Below are 16602 nucleotides of genomic sequence, written 5' to 3'. Positions count from 1 at the left end.
TTTTTATCCTCCAGTCTAAAAAATAAATATTAACAGATTTATCAACAATTAAATTACATGTTTAAAGTTGTTGACATTTATAAGCAAAACTATTCACATGTGAATAAATTTTGTGTATTAAATATTTATTCACATGTGTTAATAAAAAAATAATAACATTATTCAATTGTGAATAATACTAAGAAATAAGTCAAAAATACTATATGAAATCTGAGAATTCCAAAAGTATTAAACAAGTTATTCACAATATTATCCACAGCTGTGGATAACTTGTACAATATAAAAGTTATTCACAGCTGTATCTTAATAATATCAAAAGGTGCACATGTATTCAAGAAGTTATCCACAAAAAAAGGTTATATTAATAAACATATCAACAGTTAAGGCATCAAACTTAGAAAAATCTTCATTCTTGACATAAATAATGTGTACAGATATAATTATAAGGTAAAACTATAATTATCTAATTTGATAGTAAGATAATTGCTATAAACACCAGCGATAAAGGGGGTGCAGTTAGGATGTTCATGACATATCAACCAAAAAAGAGACAGAGAAAGAAAGAGCATGGTTTCAGAAAGAGAATGAGTACACTATCTGGAAGAAATGTTCTTAAGAGAAGAAGACAAAAAGGTAGAAAAAGATTGACAGCATAAGGGCCGCTTTAGTGGCCTTTTTCTGCAATTGCAGGAAACAAGGAGACGTGAATTCTAGTGAAAATTCAGAAGTTGAAAAAAAATGTGGAGTTCAGGGCAGTATATAGAAGAGGCAAGTCTTTTTCTACAGATATATTGGTTTTATACATATTTAAGAATTATAAAAATGTAATTAATGGAGTACATATAAATAAGGTAGGAATATCCGTTAGTAAAAAGGTAGGTAAAAGTGTTGTTAGAAGTCGTGTCAAAAGACTAATCAGTGAAAGCTATAGGCTAAATAGCGATTCACTAAAGAAAAAATATGACCTGGTATTCGTGGCTAGAACTGCTGCTAAGGATAAGAGTTATTGGGAGATAGAAGCGGCGATGAAAAAGTTATTTAAAAAGGCAGGTCTATATGATGATGAGAAAGATTCTAATTCTAATGATTAGATTTTATAGAAAATACATATCTCCTTTAAAAGGTCCTAGTTGTAGATTTTATCCAACCTGTTCGCAGTACGCCTTAGAGGCAATTGAGCGGTATGGTACTTTCAAAGGTGGTTTTATGGCTATACGTAGAATTTTAAAATGCCATCCATACAACGAGGGAGGATATGACCCGGTTAAATAAATTTCAGGAGGTTTATTAGGTGATAAAGAATTTTTTACTTAGTGTTTTTAATATTGTACTAGGATTTATAGAACTATTTACACAGCAACCAGCATATAAATATGGATTTGCAATAATTTTATTCACTGCTCTAATAAAGTTACTATTACTTCCCATAAATATCAAGCAGACTAAATCTCAAGCTAAGATGCAAGAAATTCAGCCTAAGATGCAAGAGATTCAAAATAAATACAAAAATGACCCCGCTAAAGCTCAGCAGGAGTTATCAAAGTTGTATAAAGAAGCTGGAACCAACCCTTTAGGGGGATGTTTACCATTACTAATACAAATGCCTATATTCTTTGCAATGTATGCTATTATTAGGGAATTACCACTAGCAGATATATCAAAAGAAGGTCATAGATTTTTCTTCATAGATCTAAGCTCAACTGGTAATTATGTATTAGCCATTCTATCAGGTTTATCGTCATATTTTTCAGCGTCTATAATGATGCCCAAAGGAGATAATCCACAAGCCAAGACAACAAATACTACTAATACAGTTATGACTATTTTCTCTGGCTTTATAACCTTGACAGTACCTGCGGGCTTAGGTGTTTATTGGGTAGCCAACAGCTTATTTACTTTATTGCAAAATCTATTAATGAAGAAGCTTGGTTTAATCGGAAAAAGTGCTAAGAAAAATGATGGGGTTGAACATAGCAAGGATATAGTTAAAGAAGTAAGTACCGACAGTTTAGGCTCAAAAGGAAAAAAGAAAGGTAATAAATAAATATACCTTTTAATATAAAAAAGGTGGGTGCGTAGGGTATGAAAACTATTGAAATGACAGGACGAACCGTAGAAGAGGCATTAAAAAATGCTCTAACAGAACTAAAACTATCAGAGGATAAGGTCCAAGTAGAAGTATTAGATGAAGGCAGCAAGGGATTTTTTAAGCTGATTGGTGGAAAGCCTGCTAGGATTAGAGTTAAGGTAAAGCAAGATTATATTTATCAAGCTAAGACCTTTTTAAGGGACGTATTAAATTCCATGGGAATAAAGGCTGAAATAAAAATTAAAGAAGAAGATAACGTTTTAAAAATCAATCTTGTTGGACCGGATATGGGGATAATAATAGGGTATAGAGGAGAGACTTTAGATTCTCTTCAATATCTTGTAAGCTTAGTTGTTAATAAGGATCAAGACACAGAATATAAGAGAGTAGTGCTTGATACTGAGAACTATAGAGCTAAAAGAGAAGAAACACTGAGAAGGCTTGCCAATAAGACTGCTTTTAAAGTAAGAAAAACCGGTAAGAGTTTCAAACTTGAACCGATGAATCCATATGAAAGAAGAATTATACATTCCGCTCTTCAGAATGATCTTTATGTTGAAACCTTCAGCGAAGGTGAAGAGCCTTATAGACGAGTAGTAATTAATTTAAAGAAAGCCTAAAGGGCTTTCTTTTTGAATTATTAAACGATTTAAATTGTATGAACTATGGAAAAATAAAAATACAAGGAACTAGAGTAATGGATAATTGATAATTATGGAGAAATTTTTTTATCTATGAAAAATCAATAAATAGATTTCTATATAACTAGTTATATAGTTGATTAAGTAGAAGAATACTATTATAGAAATTTAACCTTCAGGTTGAATTTGTACCTTAATTATTCATTCTTAATTCTTAAGTATTAAAAAAATAGAGGTGAGTTGATGAAAGAATTTGATACTATTGCTGCTGTAGCAACAGGAATAGGTGAGGGTGGTATTTCTATAATTAGACTTTCTGGGGACAAAGCTTTAAAAATAGCAGACTCTATTTTTCGTGGAAAGAACGGTAGAAGTCTGCTTGATATAAAGACCTATACAATGAGATATGGTCATATTATTGATAAAGATACAGATGAAATTATAGACGAAGTTATCGTAAGTTATATGAAGGGGCCAAAAAGCTTTACGGCGGAGGATACTATAGAAATAAATTGTCATGGTGGAGTTATTGCCACAAATAGAGTTTTAGAGGAAGTAATTAAAGCTGGGGCGAGGGTAGCTGAACCTGGTGAATTCACAAAACGGGCTTTTTTAAACGGAAGAATAGATCTAAGTCAGGCAGAGGCCGTTATAGATATAATCAGAGCAAAAACAGAATTATCAATGAAATCTGCCATAGCACAATCTGAAGGTAGAATTTCCAGGGAAATAACTAATATGAGGAACAGATTATTAGGTGTTATTGCTCATATTGAGGCCACCGTTGATTTTCCAGAAGATGATTTAGAAGAAGCTACCTCTGATAAAATTAAAGTTGATCTTAAAGAAATCATTAGTGATCTAGAGACCTTGATATCTACTGCTAATGAAGGAAAGATTCTTAGAGAAGGTCTAAATGTTGTAATTGTTGGCAAGCCAAATGTGGGAAAATCTTCATTGCTAAATGCTCTGCTTATGGAAAATAGGGCTATTGTTACTGATATCGCAGGAACTACAAGAGATGTTATTGAAGAATATATAAATATAGATGGTATACCAATTAAGATAATCGATACTGCAGGGATCAGAGAAACAGAAGACATAGTAGAAAGGCTTGGGGTTGAAAGATCTAAGCAAAAAATAAATGAAGCAGACTTAATTATTTTAATGCTTGATATCAGCAGCGAGCTTGACAATGAAGATAGGCAAATTATTGAATTTATTAAAGATAAAAAATATATCTTGATACTGAATAAAGTTGATTTAGATGCAAAGCTATCTATGAGTGAAATTGAACAGTTGAATAAAGATCAAATAATAGAAACTTCTGCTTTAAAAGGTACTGGAATAGATAGATTAAAGGATATTATAAAGAATATGTTCTTTAAAGGTGAGGTTGCAGCTAATGGTTTAATGATTACCAATACTAGACATAAGGAGGCTTTAATAAGAGCTAAAGAAAAGTGCACAGCTGCATTAGTTACTTTAGAGTCAGGATTTTCTATTGACTTTGCAAGTATAGATGCCAGAGATGCTTGGACTAGTTTAGGAGAAATCACTGGTGATACTATGGAAGAAGATTTATTGGACAAAATATTCTCAGAATTCTGTATAGGAAAGTAGGTAAGCATATGAAGTACTTTGGTGGAGAATACGATGTTATTGTAATTGGTGCTGGTCATGCCGGTTGCGAGGCTGCTTTAGCATGTGCAAGGATGGGCTGTAAAACCTTAATGTGTACTTTAAATTTAGATAGTATAGCTATGATGCCTTGTAATCCTAATATAGGAGGTACAGCGAAAGGTCATCTTGTAAGGGAAGTGGATGCTTTAGGAGGAGAGATGGGAGTTAATATTGACCATACTTTTCTTCAATCTAGAATGCTTAACACTTCAAAAGGACCGGCTGTACACTCTTTAAGAGCACAGGCAGATAAAAAGAAATATCATGAAAGATTAAAAATGGTATTAGAAAAACAAGAAAATCTATATCTTAGACAACTAGAAGTAATCTCAATTGACGTTGAGAATGGAGAGGTTAAAGGGGTACTTACAAATAATGGAGCTTACTTTATGGCTAAAGCAGTAGTTTTGGCTACTGGTGTATACTTAAAATCTAGGGTTATAATTGGAGAAGTTAGTTATAATAGCGGACCGAATGGCTTATTGCCAGCTAATGAGTTATCAAAGTGTCTAATAGATTTAGGTATATTACTACGAAGATTTAAGACTGGTACTCCTGCAAGAATACATAAAAGATCTGTTGATTTTTCTAAAATGGTAGAGCAAAAAGGTGATGAGAAGATAATTCCATTTTCCTTTATAAGCAAGGAAATTAACAAGGAACAGGTATCGTGCTACCTAACATATACAACTGAGGAAACTCATCAAATAATTCGAGATAACATTGGAAGATCACCTATGTATAATGGAAGTATTGAGGGGGTTGGACCAAGATACTGCCCTTCAATAGAAGATAAGGTAATGAGATTTCCTGATAAGACTCAACATCAGATATTTATAGAACCAGAAGGTGAAAATACAGATGAACTTTATGTTCAAGGTATGTCAAGTTCTTTACCGGAGGAAGTTCAAATACAAATGTTAAGAACTATCCCAGGTTTAGAGAATGTGGAAGTTATGAGAACAGCCTATGCCATTGAGTATGATTGCATAGACCCAACACAATTGAAACTGTCATTAGAATTTAAAAATATAAAGGGATTATTTGGAGCAGGACAAATAAATGGTACCTCAGGTTATGAAGAAGCTGCTGCTCAAGGAATAGTTGCCGGTATAAATGCTGCGTTAAAAATTAAAAATCAAGATCCTTTAATCTTAAAAAGATCTGATGCTTATATAGGAGTTTTAATTGATGACTTAGTAACAAAGGGAACAAACGAACCTTATAGAATTATGACCTCAAGATCAGAATATAGACTATTACTCCGTCAGGATAATGCTGATTTAAGATTGACTGAATATGGATATAAAGTTGGTTTGGTGACTAAAGAGAGATATGATAGATATCTTGAAAGAAAAAATGCTATAGAAAAAGAAATTGAAAGAATTAAGAATGTCCAAGTAACCAACAAAAAGGAAGTTAATGATTTCTTAGCGGGACTTGAATCTGCTGAATTAAAAAAGCCTATTTCTTTATATGAGTTGATAAAGAGACCTGAATTAGATTACTTTAAAGTTAGTAGTTTAGATCCGGAAAGACCTGAACTTGATGAAAGCGTAACCGAACAAGTAAATATTACTGCTAAATATGAAGGTTATATAGAGAAACAGCTAGAGCAGGTAAATCAATTTAAGAAGTTTGAAAATAGAAAATTACCTGAAGATATCAAGTATGAAGAGATAAAAGGATTAAGACTTGAAGCACAGCAAAAACTTTCCAGAATAAGACCTATGAATATAGGTCAGGCATCCAGGATATCAGGGGTTTCTCCAGCAGATATTTCTGTTTTATTAATTTATCTCGAGCAACAACAGAGAAAGGTGAAATAGCATATGGATAAAAACGGAAATTACTATAATATTATGGATAAAGCTTTTGTAAAGGATGGTTTAGAATTTGATCCTGAAAAGTATAGTAAATTTATGACATACATGTCCATGATTAGAGAATGGAATGAAAAGATTAACCTAACTGCTATAACTGAGGAAACCGAAATTGTAAAAAAGCATTTTATAGATAGTATACAGTGCTTCAGATTTTCAGAATTTCGAAATTTTAAAAGTATAATAGACGTTGGAACCGGGGCTGGTTTTCCCGGTATACCGGTTAAGATAGCAGAGCCTAATATAAAAGTTACACTTTTGGATTCTCTAAATAAGCGGATAGTATTTTTAAATGAAGTAATTAAAAATTTAAAGCTACAGAATATTGAGGCTATTCATTCAAGAGCAGAGGATCTGGTACAAAAGGCTGGATATAGAGAAAGTTATGATTGTGTGGTTTCTAGAGCTGTTGCCAATATGGCTGTATTGAGCGAATATTGCTTGCCTTATGCAAAGGTAGGAGGATATTTTATTGCCCTAAAGGGGCCTGCTATTGAAGAAGAAATTTCTGGAGCAAGGAATGCAATTGGAGTCCTCGGAGGGAAGATAGTAGAGATAATTCCTGTAGAAATAGAAGATACAGAGTTAAATCATAATATAGTTATTGTAAAAAAAGTTAAAAATACACCTGTGTCGTATCCTAGAAAAGCAGGTATAATAAGCAAGAAACCAATAACATAATGTAAAAATATGGTAAAAAAATAAGTAATCTGTCTTACGGTTTTATCAACAAAAAAAGAGGATTTGGTTATAAAAAATAGAAGATAATAATGGGAAATAATTTCCTAATGCTAATGTAAAGGGATGGGTTAGTATGCAAAATGAAATAATTTTTATTACTCCTGAGCAAATATTACCAAATATTTATCAGCCTAGAAAAACCTTTGATGATGATACAATTGAAGAGTTAGCTCAATCTATAAAAACATATGGAATTATCCAACCACTTTCAGTTAGAAAAATGGGAAATAATTCTTTTGAGTTAGTGGCAGGGGAGAGAAGGTTGAGGGCTGCTAAAAAAATTGGTTTGGAAAAGGTTCCAGCAATAATCGTAGATATTACCGATAAAGAATCTGCAGCTATTGCATTACTTGAAAATTTACAAAGAGAAGATCTGAATTTTATTGAAGAGGCTGAGGCGTATTTCAACCTAATAAAGGATCACTCCTATACCCAGGAACAATTAGCAGAAGCAATCGGCAAAAAACAGTCAACTATTGCAAATAAGCTTAGACTTCTTAAACTTAGTACAAATATTAGAAGTACATTACTAGAAAATAAGTTGACAGAAAGACATGCTAGAGCACTATTAAAGATATCTGAAGAGGAAAAACAAGTAAAGATATTAAATATAGTTATAGAAAAGAAGTTAAATGTTAAAGAAACTGAAAAATTAATAGAGAGAGAGCTAGCAAAGAATACTTTGAAAGAAGTTGCCGCAGATGGTAGAAAGAAAATAAAAGGAATCTTTTCGCCTAAGCTTTATATAAATACTATCAGAGAGGTTTTTGATAAATTTGGGGTAAATGCTGAATATAAGTCTAAAGAACTTGATGACTTTATTGAAGTAACTATAAAAATACCTAAAAAGTAAATTAATTTGTTTCACGTGAAACAGCTAACAAAATGTTAGCTGTTTTAATTTTATTTTAAAATATTAAATATGTTTAAAAAAGAATATAATGTATCTTTTAAAAATAATAAATAAAATATATAATATTAATGTATGCACAAAGGAGGTGAAGCTCTAAGAAAAAAATTATTCTTATGAGCGCAATAGCATGAAAATTGTTAGTATATTTAATCAAAAAGGTGGAGTTGGAAAAACAACAACAAATATAAATATAAGTTCTTACCTGTCTATGGAAGGATATAAGGTTTTAACAATTGATATAGATCCACAAGGAAATACCACAAGCGGGTTAGGATTCGATAAGAAAAAAATTACTAAATCTATTTATGATGTCATCACAAATAATTCACCTATTGAAACTACAATTAAAGAGTGTGATCTGATAAAAAACTTATATATTGTACCTTCAACAATGGAGTTAGCAGGCGCGGAAGTTGAACTAATAAGTAAGCCAAATAGAGAAATGATCCTTAAGGAACAGTTAGAAAGAATAAGAGGTAAATATGATTATGTATTTATAGATTGCCCACCTTCATTAGGTTTCTTAACTATAAACTCACTATGTGCCTCCGATAGCGTTTTAATACCGATACAATGTGAATTCTATGCATTAGAAGGTGTTGGACAGTTAGTCAATACTATTCAATTAGTAAAGAAGTCCTTAAACAAGGAATTAGAAGTTGAAGGTGTCATAATGAGTATGTATGACAGCAGAACGAACTTATGTAATGATGTAGTTGATGAAGTTAAGAAATATTTTCTTGATAAGGTATATAAGACAACTATACCTAGAAATATAAGATTGGCAGAAGCTCCAAGTTTTGGTTTGCCCATAATGCTTTATGATGATAAATGCAAGGGTGCTGAAGCATATGAGCAACTTACCAGAGAATTTATACAAAGACAAGAGAGGTGATTAGATGGCTGTAAGGAAGCATGGCTTAGGAAAAGGTTTAGGAGCATTAATTCCTGATGAAACAGTTGAAAAGGATGAAGGTATTACTAAAATAGATATAAATATGATTATGGCTAATGAAGAGCAGCCTAGAAAGTATTTTGATGATGAGAAAATAGCCAATTTAGCTCAATCCATAAAGGAACACGGAATAATTCAACCAATTGTATTAAGAAAAGATAAAGATTTTTATACAATAGTTGCCGGAGAGAGAAGATGGCGTGCTGCTAAAAGTATAGGATTAAAAGAAGTGCCGGCTATAGTTATGGATTTGTCCAGTAAACAGGTTTTAGAAATATCATTAATAGAAAATATCCAAAGAGAAGATCTGAATCCAATTGAAGAAGCTATTGCCTATAGAAAGTTAATTGAAGAGTTTGATATTACTCAGGAAGAGTTGGCAATAAAGGTTGGTAAATCTAGAACAGCAATTACTAACTCAATGAGATTATTGAACCTAGATAAAAGAGTACAGGATTATTTAATAGAGGGTATTATAACAGAAGGACACGGCAGAGCAATACTCGGAATATCAGACTATGATAAGCAAAACGAAATAGCTCAGAGAATTATTGATGAGGGGTTAAGTGTAAGACAAGTCGAAGCTTTAATTAAAAGTCTAAATGAAAGTAAAAAAGAAAAGAAAAACATAGTAAAGCAGCAATATGATCCACATATAAATAATGTTAAGGATAAATTAGAGAGTTATTTTGGTACTAAAGTTAATCTATTAAACAACAAAAAGAACAAGGGGAAAATTGAAATAGAGTTTTACTCTACAGAAGACCTAAATAGAATTCTCGAAATTTTAAATATAGATTTATAAGTATTTGTTTCACATGAAACATTAGAAGGAGTGATATTAGTGGGAAACTTATCTTTTAATTTAAATGATTATATGACCTATATTGCTATAGGCCTTGGTATTATAGTACTGATATTAATCATATTAATCTATGTTTTATTTAGAGGTTTAAATAGTCTTGAAAGAAAGTATAAGAAACTTACTAGAGGATTAAATAACAAGAATTTAGAAGAGATTATTCATGGTTATATGGATAAAGTAGATGAATCTCTTGAAATCAGTAATAAAACAAAAGAAGAATTACAGATGGCTGAAAAAAGAATAAATAATTGTATACAAAAGGTTTCTATTGTTAGATATAAGGCTTTTGATGATGTTGGAAGTGATTTGAGCTTTTCAATTGCTTTACTTGACGCAAATAATAATGGAATAATTGTAACAGGTATATTTGGCAGAAATGATAGTACTACTTATGCTAAGCCAATTGATAAGGGAATCTCACGCTATGACTTATCTGAAGAAGAAGAAAGAGTACTAAAAGATGCTATGAATAAATAGTTGAAAGGTAACGATATAATTGTCGTTACCTTTCTTTTTTATGTTTCACATGAAACATTTTTCTGTAAGCATAAAAGTCTAAAAAATGGAGATATTATCATTGAGGGGAGATTATACTATGAATATATATATTGACAATGAATATAAAGACATAAAAATTGCACTACTTGATAGAGGCTATAATGTTATAAATGATAATAGCGTGCCTTGCGATGCTGTTATATGCAATTTAAAAAATTGTGACTTCAGTAATATAAGTGAACAAATAAATTTAAAAAGAGAAGGTGCAATAATTATTGATTGTGGAAGTAAAAATGTAGATGAGATAGATAACATATTAAATAATAGAGCTTATAGTAGCATTTTATAACATAAAAAAATTATAGTAGCAATACTATAATTTTTTAATTACTCATATACTTACGGTTTGATTGTCAGTAACAACTCTTTTGCCACCAACGGTTTTTAGTATAGAATGATAAAGTCCTCTTGAAATAACATCTGCTAATTGCATGACGGTGTATAGACGGGTATTTTGTAGTACCATGAACTCTAATGCACCACTAATATTTACCACTCCGGTAATACTCAGGTTGCCAACCTCAGGTAAGTTTTTGTTCATTGCTGCACCAGGAGTTAAAGGCTTAGTATCAATCATTATTTTACCGACATTATGTATAGAACCCAAGCATGCGTCAACAGCAATTATATATGGATTTACGTGATTAGTATGAATTTTTTCAAGTGTTTCAACTAAATTCTTTGCATGAACAGGAAATTGCAGATTTCCGTATACCGATACTTTATCTCTTGATAGAAATTTTAGCTTTTCTCCTACTAAAGGACCTAGACTATCCCCAGTTGAACGATCTGTACCAATACATAAAAACACTATGTCGCGTCCAATTTTTGCTTCTGGCTTTATATATTCAAAAAGCAAATCTCTCAATAGAAAAGGTGATTTTGGTTCAGATGAATCGATGATTGTTTTGCTAGCTGACATAAAAATACCTCCTCATCTGAATTTTATCCAATTGGGAGGTATTTTATTCTATATAACTTCAACTTTTTTCAAGATATTGTAAAAGACCACGAGGAATAAACAGAATATCATTCCAATTAGTCCATTAGCCTTTAATCCAATAAAGAAGGCTGCTAGAACGGCTACAGGATGAATGCCAAGGGATGAAGATACTATTCTTGGTTCAACGATTTGCCTTACAATAAAAACAAGTACATATAAAACAGTTAGACCCACAGCAAGGAAATAGTTATGCTGTACAAATCCGTATATTAAAATTAATGGGATATACACCATTGGCATTCCTACTACAGGAAGTAAGTCAAGGATTGCACATAATAAGCTGAGAACAAATGCATAATCAACTCCAAGAATTAAGAAGCCTATTAAAGTGATACCAAAGGTAATGGATACTATTAATAAGTAGGATATTAAGTAGTTGGAAAGCATCTTTTTACTTTCATTAAATACATAAATAATCTTTGCAGCATTTTTACTAAAGTGAGATGATAATATTTTCATATTATGGGAAGCTGAAATATCTTTAGTAAAGAAGTAAGTTGAGATTAAAGTAAATATAAATAACATCATTAAGTATGGTATAGATGATAGTATTGAAGTAACAAAGCTCACTGTCCAGTTAACAAGTCCAGTTAACATCTTGCCTGCTTGTGTAGTTATGTTAGATAGATTTTTTTCTAATGCATTTATTATAGTTGGATCTAAGTCATTATAGTACTTTTGCAACTGCTCAAAGGTATCATTAATTGAGAAGTTCTGAGAGTTTATATATTCAGCGATACTTTTACTTAAAGTCACTAATTCGGAAATTAAAGAAGTAACTAAAAGTATTAGTGCTAGAAAGAAGACAAAATAGAAAACTACAGTAGTAATTATAGAAGAGATAGCACTGCTAAGTTTGAACTTATTCATAAGAAATCTTGTTGGCCTTCTCAGCAGTACAGCAAACATTAATGCAATAACGAATGGAATAGTGTAACCTAATGTTTTAAAGAAAACAAAGAAAATAATAGAATAGATTATAAAAAATAAAGCTGTTTTATCTAGCTTTTCAAATATTTTTTCCATAAAAACCTCCAATCAATATTATGTAAACTCGGAAAATATAAGCTATTTATTTAATTATAAATGGAATTTTATTTCATGTCTATTACTAATCAATAAATGTTCACAGTACAAAAAAAATAGTTTATACTATAAATATTAAACAAGCAGGAGGGAAAAATGATAGAATTCTATTTAATAACTTTTCAGAATACAAGTTCTGCTATAAAAGCGGAGGCTTATTTAAAAGAAAAAGGTCATAGCCTTATGATAATGCCAACCCCAACATTCATCACAAAAAGTTGCGGAATTAGCATAAGAGTTCAAGCTGATTCAGCTGAAAAAATTAAAAATATTCTTGTTAATGGTGAAATAGCCTATAAGGCATATTATAAGAAAGAAGATAATAATTATATCCAGGTATTATAATAGCTATGGGGGAAAATGATATGGACTGGTTCAAATTTGATTTTAACTTTGAAGAGGGAGCCATAAGGATAGGAAGGCTAACAATAACATCAGATCAAATAAATGATTTGCTATGGACTATCGCACGGGTAGTACTAATTATTGTCTGTATGTACATTTCAATTAAACTTGGAAGCAAGATTATAGAAAAGACTTTGAATAAGCAAAAAAAACTCAAGTTTTCTTTAGATGAGAAGAAAGCAAGAACTCTTGGAGCCATTCTAAAAAGTATTCTTAGATATTCAGTTTACTTTATTGGAGTCAGTGCAATTCTCAGTATAGTGTTAGGGGGAATAAGTTTAACTCTGGCAGGTATTGGTGGTGTAGCTATAGGTCTTGGAGCACAGAATTTAGTTAAAGATGTGATCAATGGCTTCTTTATATTATTTGAGGACCAATATGCTGTTGGAGATTATATAACGATAGAAGCGAAAAGTGGTATAGTAGAAAGTATAGAATTAAGGATTACAAAGCTTCGAGATTTTAGCGGAGACTTGCACATCATACCCAATGGTTTAATTACAAATGTAACAAACCATTCAAGAGGGAATATGAGAGTTATGGTTGAAGTTGATATTTCATATGAGGAAGATACATATAAGGCAATGGATGTATTGAAAGAAGCATGCAGTCAGTTTGCCAATGAGAATAAAAATATGGTAGAGGGTCCTAAAGTGGTAGGGGTTAGTGCATTGAAGGACAGTGGTGTTACAATAAAAATTGTTGGTAAGGCAAAGGCCATGACTCAATGGGAGTGCGAAAATCAATTGAGGGCAAGGTTGAAAAAGGCCTTGGATGATGCAAATATAGAAATTGCGTATCCTGTAACAAAGATTGTAAACTATAATTTTAGAAAGGAAGTTTAATGTGGAAAAAAACTTTAATTTAGGTGATATAGTTGAACTAAAAAAGCAGCATCCTTGTGGAAGTAAGAATTGGGAAGTTATACGCATGGGTGCTGACATAAAGGTAAAATGCTGTGGCTGCAGCAGAATAGTTATGCTCCCTAGAAGCCAGTTTGAAAAGGACGTAAAAAAAATTGTTAAGAAAGCTGTTACTGAAGAATAGAAATAAAAGACGAAACAAAAGAAATTAAACACGGAAAAAACGGAGTACACTGAAGGATTTTTTATGAGGAGTACCTTCCTTAAACTTAATTCTTGTTTTATTCGTAAGATAGATCTATCAATGTACATGTAGCCAGCCGCAGCAGCGGATTGGCTACATAGTGGAGGTACTATCTAAATTTAAATCAACAAAAAACTTGAAAGTCTTATATTATAGTGTTATAATTATTGCTTGTAGTCCCTGCTGTAGTATATATACTACAGCCGTTAGTCCGGAGGGAGGAGGTGAAATTGATGAGAAAGTATGAAACTATATTCATATTACACCCATCAATGGACGAGGAGAGCGTAAAAGCGAATATCGACAAGTTCAAGGGTGTAATCGAAAATGGTGGAGGTACAGTTGATAACGTTGATTTCTGGGGTAAGAGAAAGCTTGCTTACGAAATAAACAAAATCAATGAAGGCTTCTATACATTAATTAACTTCAGTGCTAGTCCTGAATTACCAAAGGAATTAGACAGAGTATTCAGAATTACTGATGGTGTTATAAGACACATAATCGTTAAGGAAGAAAAATAAGGTGGTGCCATAATTGAATAAAGTTGTTTTAATTGGTAGACTTACAAAGGATCCCGAGTTAAAATTTACTCCAGGCACTGGAACCGCAGTGGCCACCGTTACTTTAGCAGTAGATCGAAGACTTCCTAATAAAGATGGTCAAAGAGAAGCTGACTTCATTCCTGTAGTTATATGGGGAAAAAATGCTGAAAATACAGCTAACTATGTAAGTAAGGGACGTCTTATAGGAGTTAGCGGTAGAATTCAAGTTAGAAGTTATGATGCTAAAGATGGCACTAAGCGTTATGTAACAGAGGTTATTGCTGACGAAGTTCAGTTCCTTGATAGAGGAAATGGAAGTGCTCCTGTTGGCAATAGACCAAGCACTAATAATTCTGAATTTGGTATGGGCGGAGGCTTTGGATCCGACTCATTTGAAACGGATATGACTCCTGTTGATGATGGAGATATCCCATTCTAATAGTAAGGAGGGAAGAGCATGAGTAATGATAGAAAAGATAGAGGAGATGCTAAAAAAGGCGGATCCAGAATGAAAAGAGGCAAGAAGAAAGTTTGTGCTTTCTGTGTAGATAAGGCTGATACTATTGATTACAAGGATATCAATAAGATTAGAAAGTTTGTTACAGAAAGAGGAAAGATTCTTCCAAGAAGAATTTCTGGAAACTGTGCAAAGCACCAGAGAGCTTTAACTGAAGCTGTAAAGAGAGCAAGAAACATAGCATTATTGCCATTTACAACTGAGTAATATATTTAATAAACCACGCAGCCACTGCGTGGTTTAAATTTTTATATAACCATTATTTCTTTTAGAAATTGTACTACAACTTTTTCATACTCAGCTGGATTTTTCCAAACAGACTGCGCGTGGTCAGCTTCTGAAGAAATATATAACTTTTTATATCCCTTTTTAATATTATACATGTCTCTGCTCATGGAATTAGGTATATAGTTATCATTGGCACCATGAATGAATAAAATTGGTGTCTCTACATTTTTTATTGCATTTATAGGACTTGCAGCCTTTAGGGTTGCACCAGTTTTTATTCTATAGAAAAGTCCCGCTAATTGTATAAAGGGGAAAGGGGGCAAATGATAATCTTCTTTGATTCTTATTTTGAGTTCTTCAATGAAGTCTGAGTAAGGACAGTCAGCTATATAAAATGAAATACGATTATCTATTTCAGAATTTTGCAATGCAGTAGCAGCACCCATGGATTCTCCATGCATTCCAACTATTGAGTCTGTACCAATTCTGTTAAATATCCAGTCTGCACAGGCTTTTAAGTCATACTTTTCATAGTATCCGTAAGTACAGTAAGGACCTTCGCTTTTTCCATGAAACCTATGGTCGTATACAAAAACATTAAAGCCCTGTTTATAAAATATGTCCATATATTTAATGGAACCCCAAAGAGAATAGGTCACTCCATGGGCGAAAATAATAGTTTTCTTTGAATCCTTGTTAGGAAAGAAGAAGGCATGAAGTTTGTAGCCATATGGAGAGTCAATAAATAATTCTTCTTTTGGTATGTTATCAAGGTAATCTTCCTTGATACGTTTGGATTGTATTTCATTTATTAAAGTTTCTTCATACTTCCATACCTTTGGATACATAACTATCTTTGCAAACTTATAAGATGCAATGAGCAAAGATAAAATGATAATAAATAGCAAAATAAATAAATAACTCATAACTTTCTCCTTTCAATTAATCTAATATAATTATACTCCTATAAACGGGATAATAAAGCCAGTTATTTGAAATCTAGGTTGCATAATATTCGAAAAATCCTTAAAATAGAGGTATAGGTTTAAAAGGGGTTGGTATCTTGAAGCGAGAGAATTTTAACATAATGTCCGATATAAAAATAATAGAGGACTTAAAGGCTCAGCTTTTATGCGTTATTGGTGAATTTTACAGACTACTGACAAAAGGAAGCAATGTAGCTCAGGAAGCTATATTAGATTCTATTTCCGGGGCAATAATCATACTATACATACTAGCAGACAGGCTTGGATATTCTTATTCTGCAGTAGATGAAAATATACAAAAAAAATTAAAAGTGGGTATAATAGAAGAAGACATAGTGGAAAAGCAAGGGAAAAATCTTAGCAGACTAGCTAGTCATATGGAGGACAGAATGAAATAAAA

At 32.0% G+C, this 16602-nt stretch carries 23 protein-coding genes; 20 read left to right on the top strand and 3 right to left on the bottom strand.

From position 1 onward, the window contains the following. Positions 1–521: 521 nt before the first annotated feature. The 13 genes from rpmH to FHY60_RS17570 all read left to right on the top strand — a co-directional run bounded on the left by rpmH (position 522) and on the right by FHY60_RS17570 (position 10617). Positions 522–656 carry a 50S ribosomal protein L34 gene (rpmH, locus tag FHY60_RS18645; protein WP_055669988.1) on the top strand — a complete coding sequence of 45 codons (135 nt, stop codon included), beginning with the start codon at positions 522–524 and terminating at the stop codon, positions 654–656. Positions 657–713: 57 nt separating this feature from the next. Next, the gene (rnpA, locus tag FHY60_RS17625; RefSeq protein ID WP_139906242.1) at positions 714–1091 is read left to right on the top strand and encodes a ribonuclease P protein component; all 378 of its coding nucleotides are present in this window, start codon (positions 714–716) and stop codon (positions 1089–1091) included. Continuing rightward, positions 1063–1272, top strand: a complete 210-nt coding sequence (gene yidD / locus FHY60_RS17620) for a membrane protein insertion efficiency factor YidD (protein ID WP_207671470.1) — start codon at positions 1063–1065, stop codon at positions 1270–1272. The genes rnpA and yidD overlap by 29 nt, the downstream gene beginning before the upstream one ends. A 19-nt stretch (positions 1273–1291) precedes the next feature. Further along, the gene (locus FHY60_RS17615; protein WP_139906240.1) at positions 1292–2044 is read left to right on the top strand and encodes a YidC/Oxa1 family membrane protein insertase; all 753 of its coding nucleotides are present in this window, start codon (positions 1292–1294) and stop codon (positions 2042–2044) included. A 38-nt stretch (positions 2045–2082) separates the two neighbouring features. Then, positions 2083–2709 (top strand): RNA-binding cell elongation regulator Jag/EloR, encoded by a 627-nt coding sequence (gene jag / locus FHY60_RS17610; protein ID WP_139906239.1) that lies wholly within the window; start codon positions 2083–2085, stop codon positions 2707–2709. Positions 2710–2973: 264 nt separating this feature from the next. Beyond that, positions 2974–4353, top strand: coding sequence for a tRNA uridine-5-carboxymethylaminomethyl(34) synthesis GTPase MnmE (mnmE, locus tag FHY60_RS17605; protein WP_139906238.1), 1380 nt, complete (start codon positions 2974–2976; stop codon positions 4351–4353). An 8-nt stretch (positions 4354–4361) separates the two neighbouring features. After that, positions 4362–6242: a tRNA uridine-5-carboxymethylaminomethyl(34) synthesis enzyme MnmG gene (gene mnmG / locus FHY60_RS17600; RefSeq protein WP_139906237.1), complete on the top strand. Its 1881-nt coding sequence runs from the start codon at positions 4362–4364 to the stop codon at positions 6240–6242. Between the two features lie 3 nt (positions 6243–6245). Continuing rightward, entirely contained in the window at positions 6246–6977 is a 732-nt protein-coding gene (gene rsmG / locus FHY60_RS17595; RefSeq protein ID WP_139906236.1) for a 16S rRNA (guanine(527)-N(7))-methyltransferase RsmG, read from the top strand. Between the two features lie 133 nt (positions 6978–7110). Then, complete coding sequence (gene noc, locus FHY60_RS17590) at positions 7111–7890, top strand: nucleoid occlusion protein (RefSeq protein ID WP_139906235.1); 780 nt, start codon at positions 7111–7113, stop codon at positions 7888–7890. A 187-nt stretch (positions 7891–8077) separates the two neighbouring features. Beyond that, entirely contained in the window at positions 8078–8845 is a 768-nt protein-coding gene (locus FHY60_RS17585) for a ParA family protein (RefSeq protein WP_139906234.1), read from the top strand. Positions 8846–8849: 4 nt separating this feature from the next. Further along, complete coding sequence (locus tag FHY60_RS17580; RefSeq protein ID WP_139906233.1) at positions 8850–9710, top strand: ParB/RepB/Spo0J family partition protein; 861 nt, start codon at positions 8850–8852, stop codon at positions 9708–9710. Between the two features lie 39 nt (positions 9711–9749). Next, a complete protein-coding gene (locus FHY60_RS17575) occupies positions 9750–10247 on the top strand; it encodes a DUF4446 family protein (protein ID WP_423243572.1) in 498 nt (165 codons plus the stop codon). Positions 10248–10332: 85 nt separating this feature from the next. Beyond that, positions 10333–10617, top strand: a complete 285-nt coding sequence (locus FHY60_RS17570; protein WP_139906232.1) for a YkuS family protein — start codon at positions 10333–10335, stop codon at positions 10615–10617. 42 nt (positions 10618–10659) lie between these two features. Here the strand turns inward: FHY60_RS17570 and yyaC are convergent, their stop codons facing one another. Both yyaC and ytvI read right to left on the bottom strand, forming a co-directional pair. After that, positions 10660–11250: a spore protease YyaC gene (gene yyaC, locus FHY60_RS17565; protein WP_139906231.1), complete on the bottom strand. Its 591-nt coding sequence runs from the start codon at positions 11248–11250 to the stop codon at positions 10660–10662. A gap of 48 nt (positions 11251–11298) precedes the next feature. After that, positions 11299–12357: a sporulation integral membrane protein YtvI gene (gene ytvI, locus FHY60_RS17560; protein WP_139906230.1), complete on the bottom strand. Its 1059-nt coding sequence runs from the start codon at positions 12355–12357 to the stop codon at positions 11299–11301. A 156-nt stretch (positions 12358–12513) separates the two neighbouring features. Here ytvI and FHY60_RS17555 point away from each other — a divergent pair, with 156 nt between their 5' ends. From FHY60_RS17555 to rpsR, 6 genes are all read left to right on the top strand, one after another. Then, the gene (locus tag FHY60_RS17555) at positions 12514–12762 is read left to right on the top strand and encodes a putative Se/S carrier protein (RefSeq protein WP_243122182.1); all 249 of its coding nucleotides are present in this window, start codon (positions 12514–12516) and stop codon (positions 12760–12762) included. Between the two features lie 20 nt (positions 12763–12782). Further along, positions 12783–13667, top strand: coding sequence for a mechanosensitive ion channel family protein (locus FHY60_RS17550; RefSeq protein ID WP_139906229.1), 885 nt, complete (start codon positions 12783–12785; stop codon positions 13665–13667). 1 nt (position 13668) lies between these two features. Continuing rightward, positions 13669–13869, top strand: a complete 201-nt coding sequence (locus FHY60_RS17545) for a DUF951 domain-containing protein (protein ID WP_139906228.1) — start codon at positions 13669–13671, stop codon at positions 13867–13869. A gap of 293 nt (positions 13870–14162) precedes the next feature. Further along, the gene (gene rpsF / locus FHY60_RS17540) at positions 14163–14450 is read left to right on the top strand and encodes a 30S ribosomal protein S6 (protein ID WP_139906227.1); all 288 of its coding nucleotides are present in this window, start codon (positions 14163–14165) and stop codon (positions 14448–14450) included. Positions 14451–14463: 13 nt separating this feature from the next. Continuing rightward, positions 14464–14910 (top strand): single-stranded DNA-binding protein, encoded by a 447-nt coding sequence (locus FHY60_RS17535; RefSeq protein WP_139906226.1) that lies wholly within the window; start codon positions 14464–14466, stop codon positions 14908–14910. Between the two features lie 18 nt (positions 14911–14928). Further along, entirely contained in the window at positions 14929–15195 is a 267-nt protein-coding gene (gene rpsR, locus FHY60_RS17530; RefSeq protein ID WP_139906225.1) for a 30S ribosomal protein S18, read from the top strand. 41 nt (positions 15196–15236) lie between these two features. Here the strand turns inward: rpsR and FHY60_RS17525 are convergent, their stop codons facing one another. Further along, on the bottom strand, positions 15237–16142 hold the full coding sequence (locus FHY60_RS17525) for an alpha/beta hydrolase (RefSeq protein ID WP_139906224.1): 906 nt from the start codon (positions 16140–16142) through the stop codon (positions 15237–15239). 137 nt (positions 16143–16279) lie between these two features. On the opposite strand from FHY60_RS17525, the gene FHY60_RS17520 reads away from it, so the two are divergent. Next, complete coding sequence (locus FHY60_RS17520) at positions 16280–16600, top strand: MazG-like family protein (protein WP_139906223.1); 321 nt, start codon at positions 16280–16282, stop codon at positions 16598–16600. Positions 16601–16602 lie beyond the last annotated feature (2 nt).

It is taken from the genome of Clostridium thermarum (genome assembly GCF_006351925.1).
GTDB lineage: Bacteria > Bacillota > Clostridia > Clostridiales > Clostridiaceae > Clostridium_AU > Clostridium_AU thermarum.
Note: the sequence above shows the minus strand (reverse complement) of the source record. Positions and strands in the feature narration are given on the sequence as shown.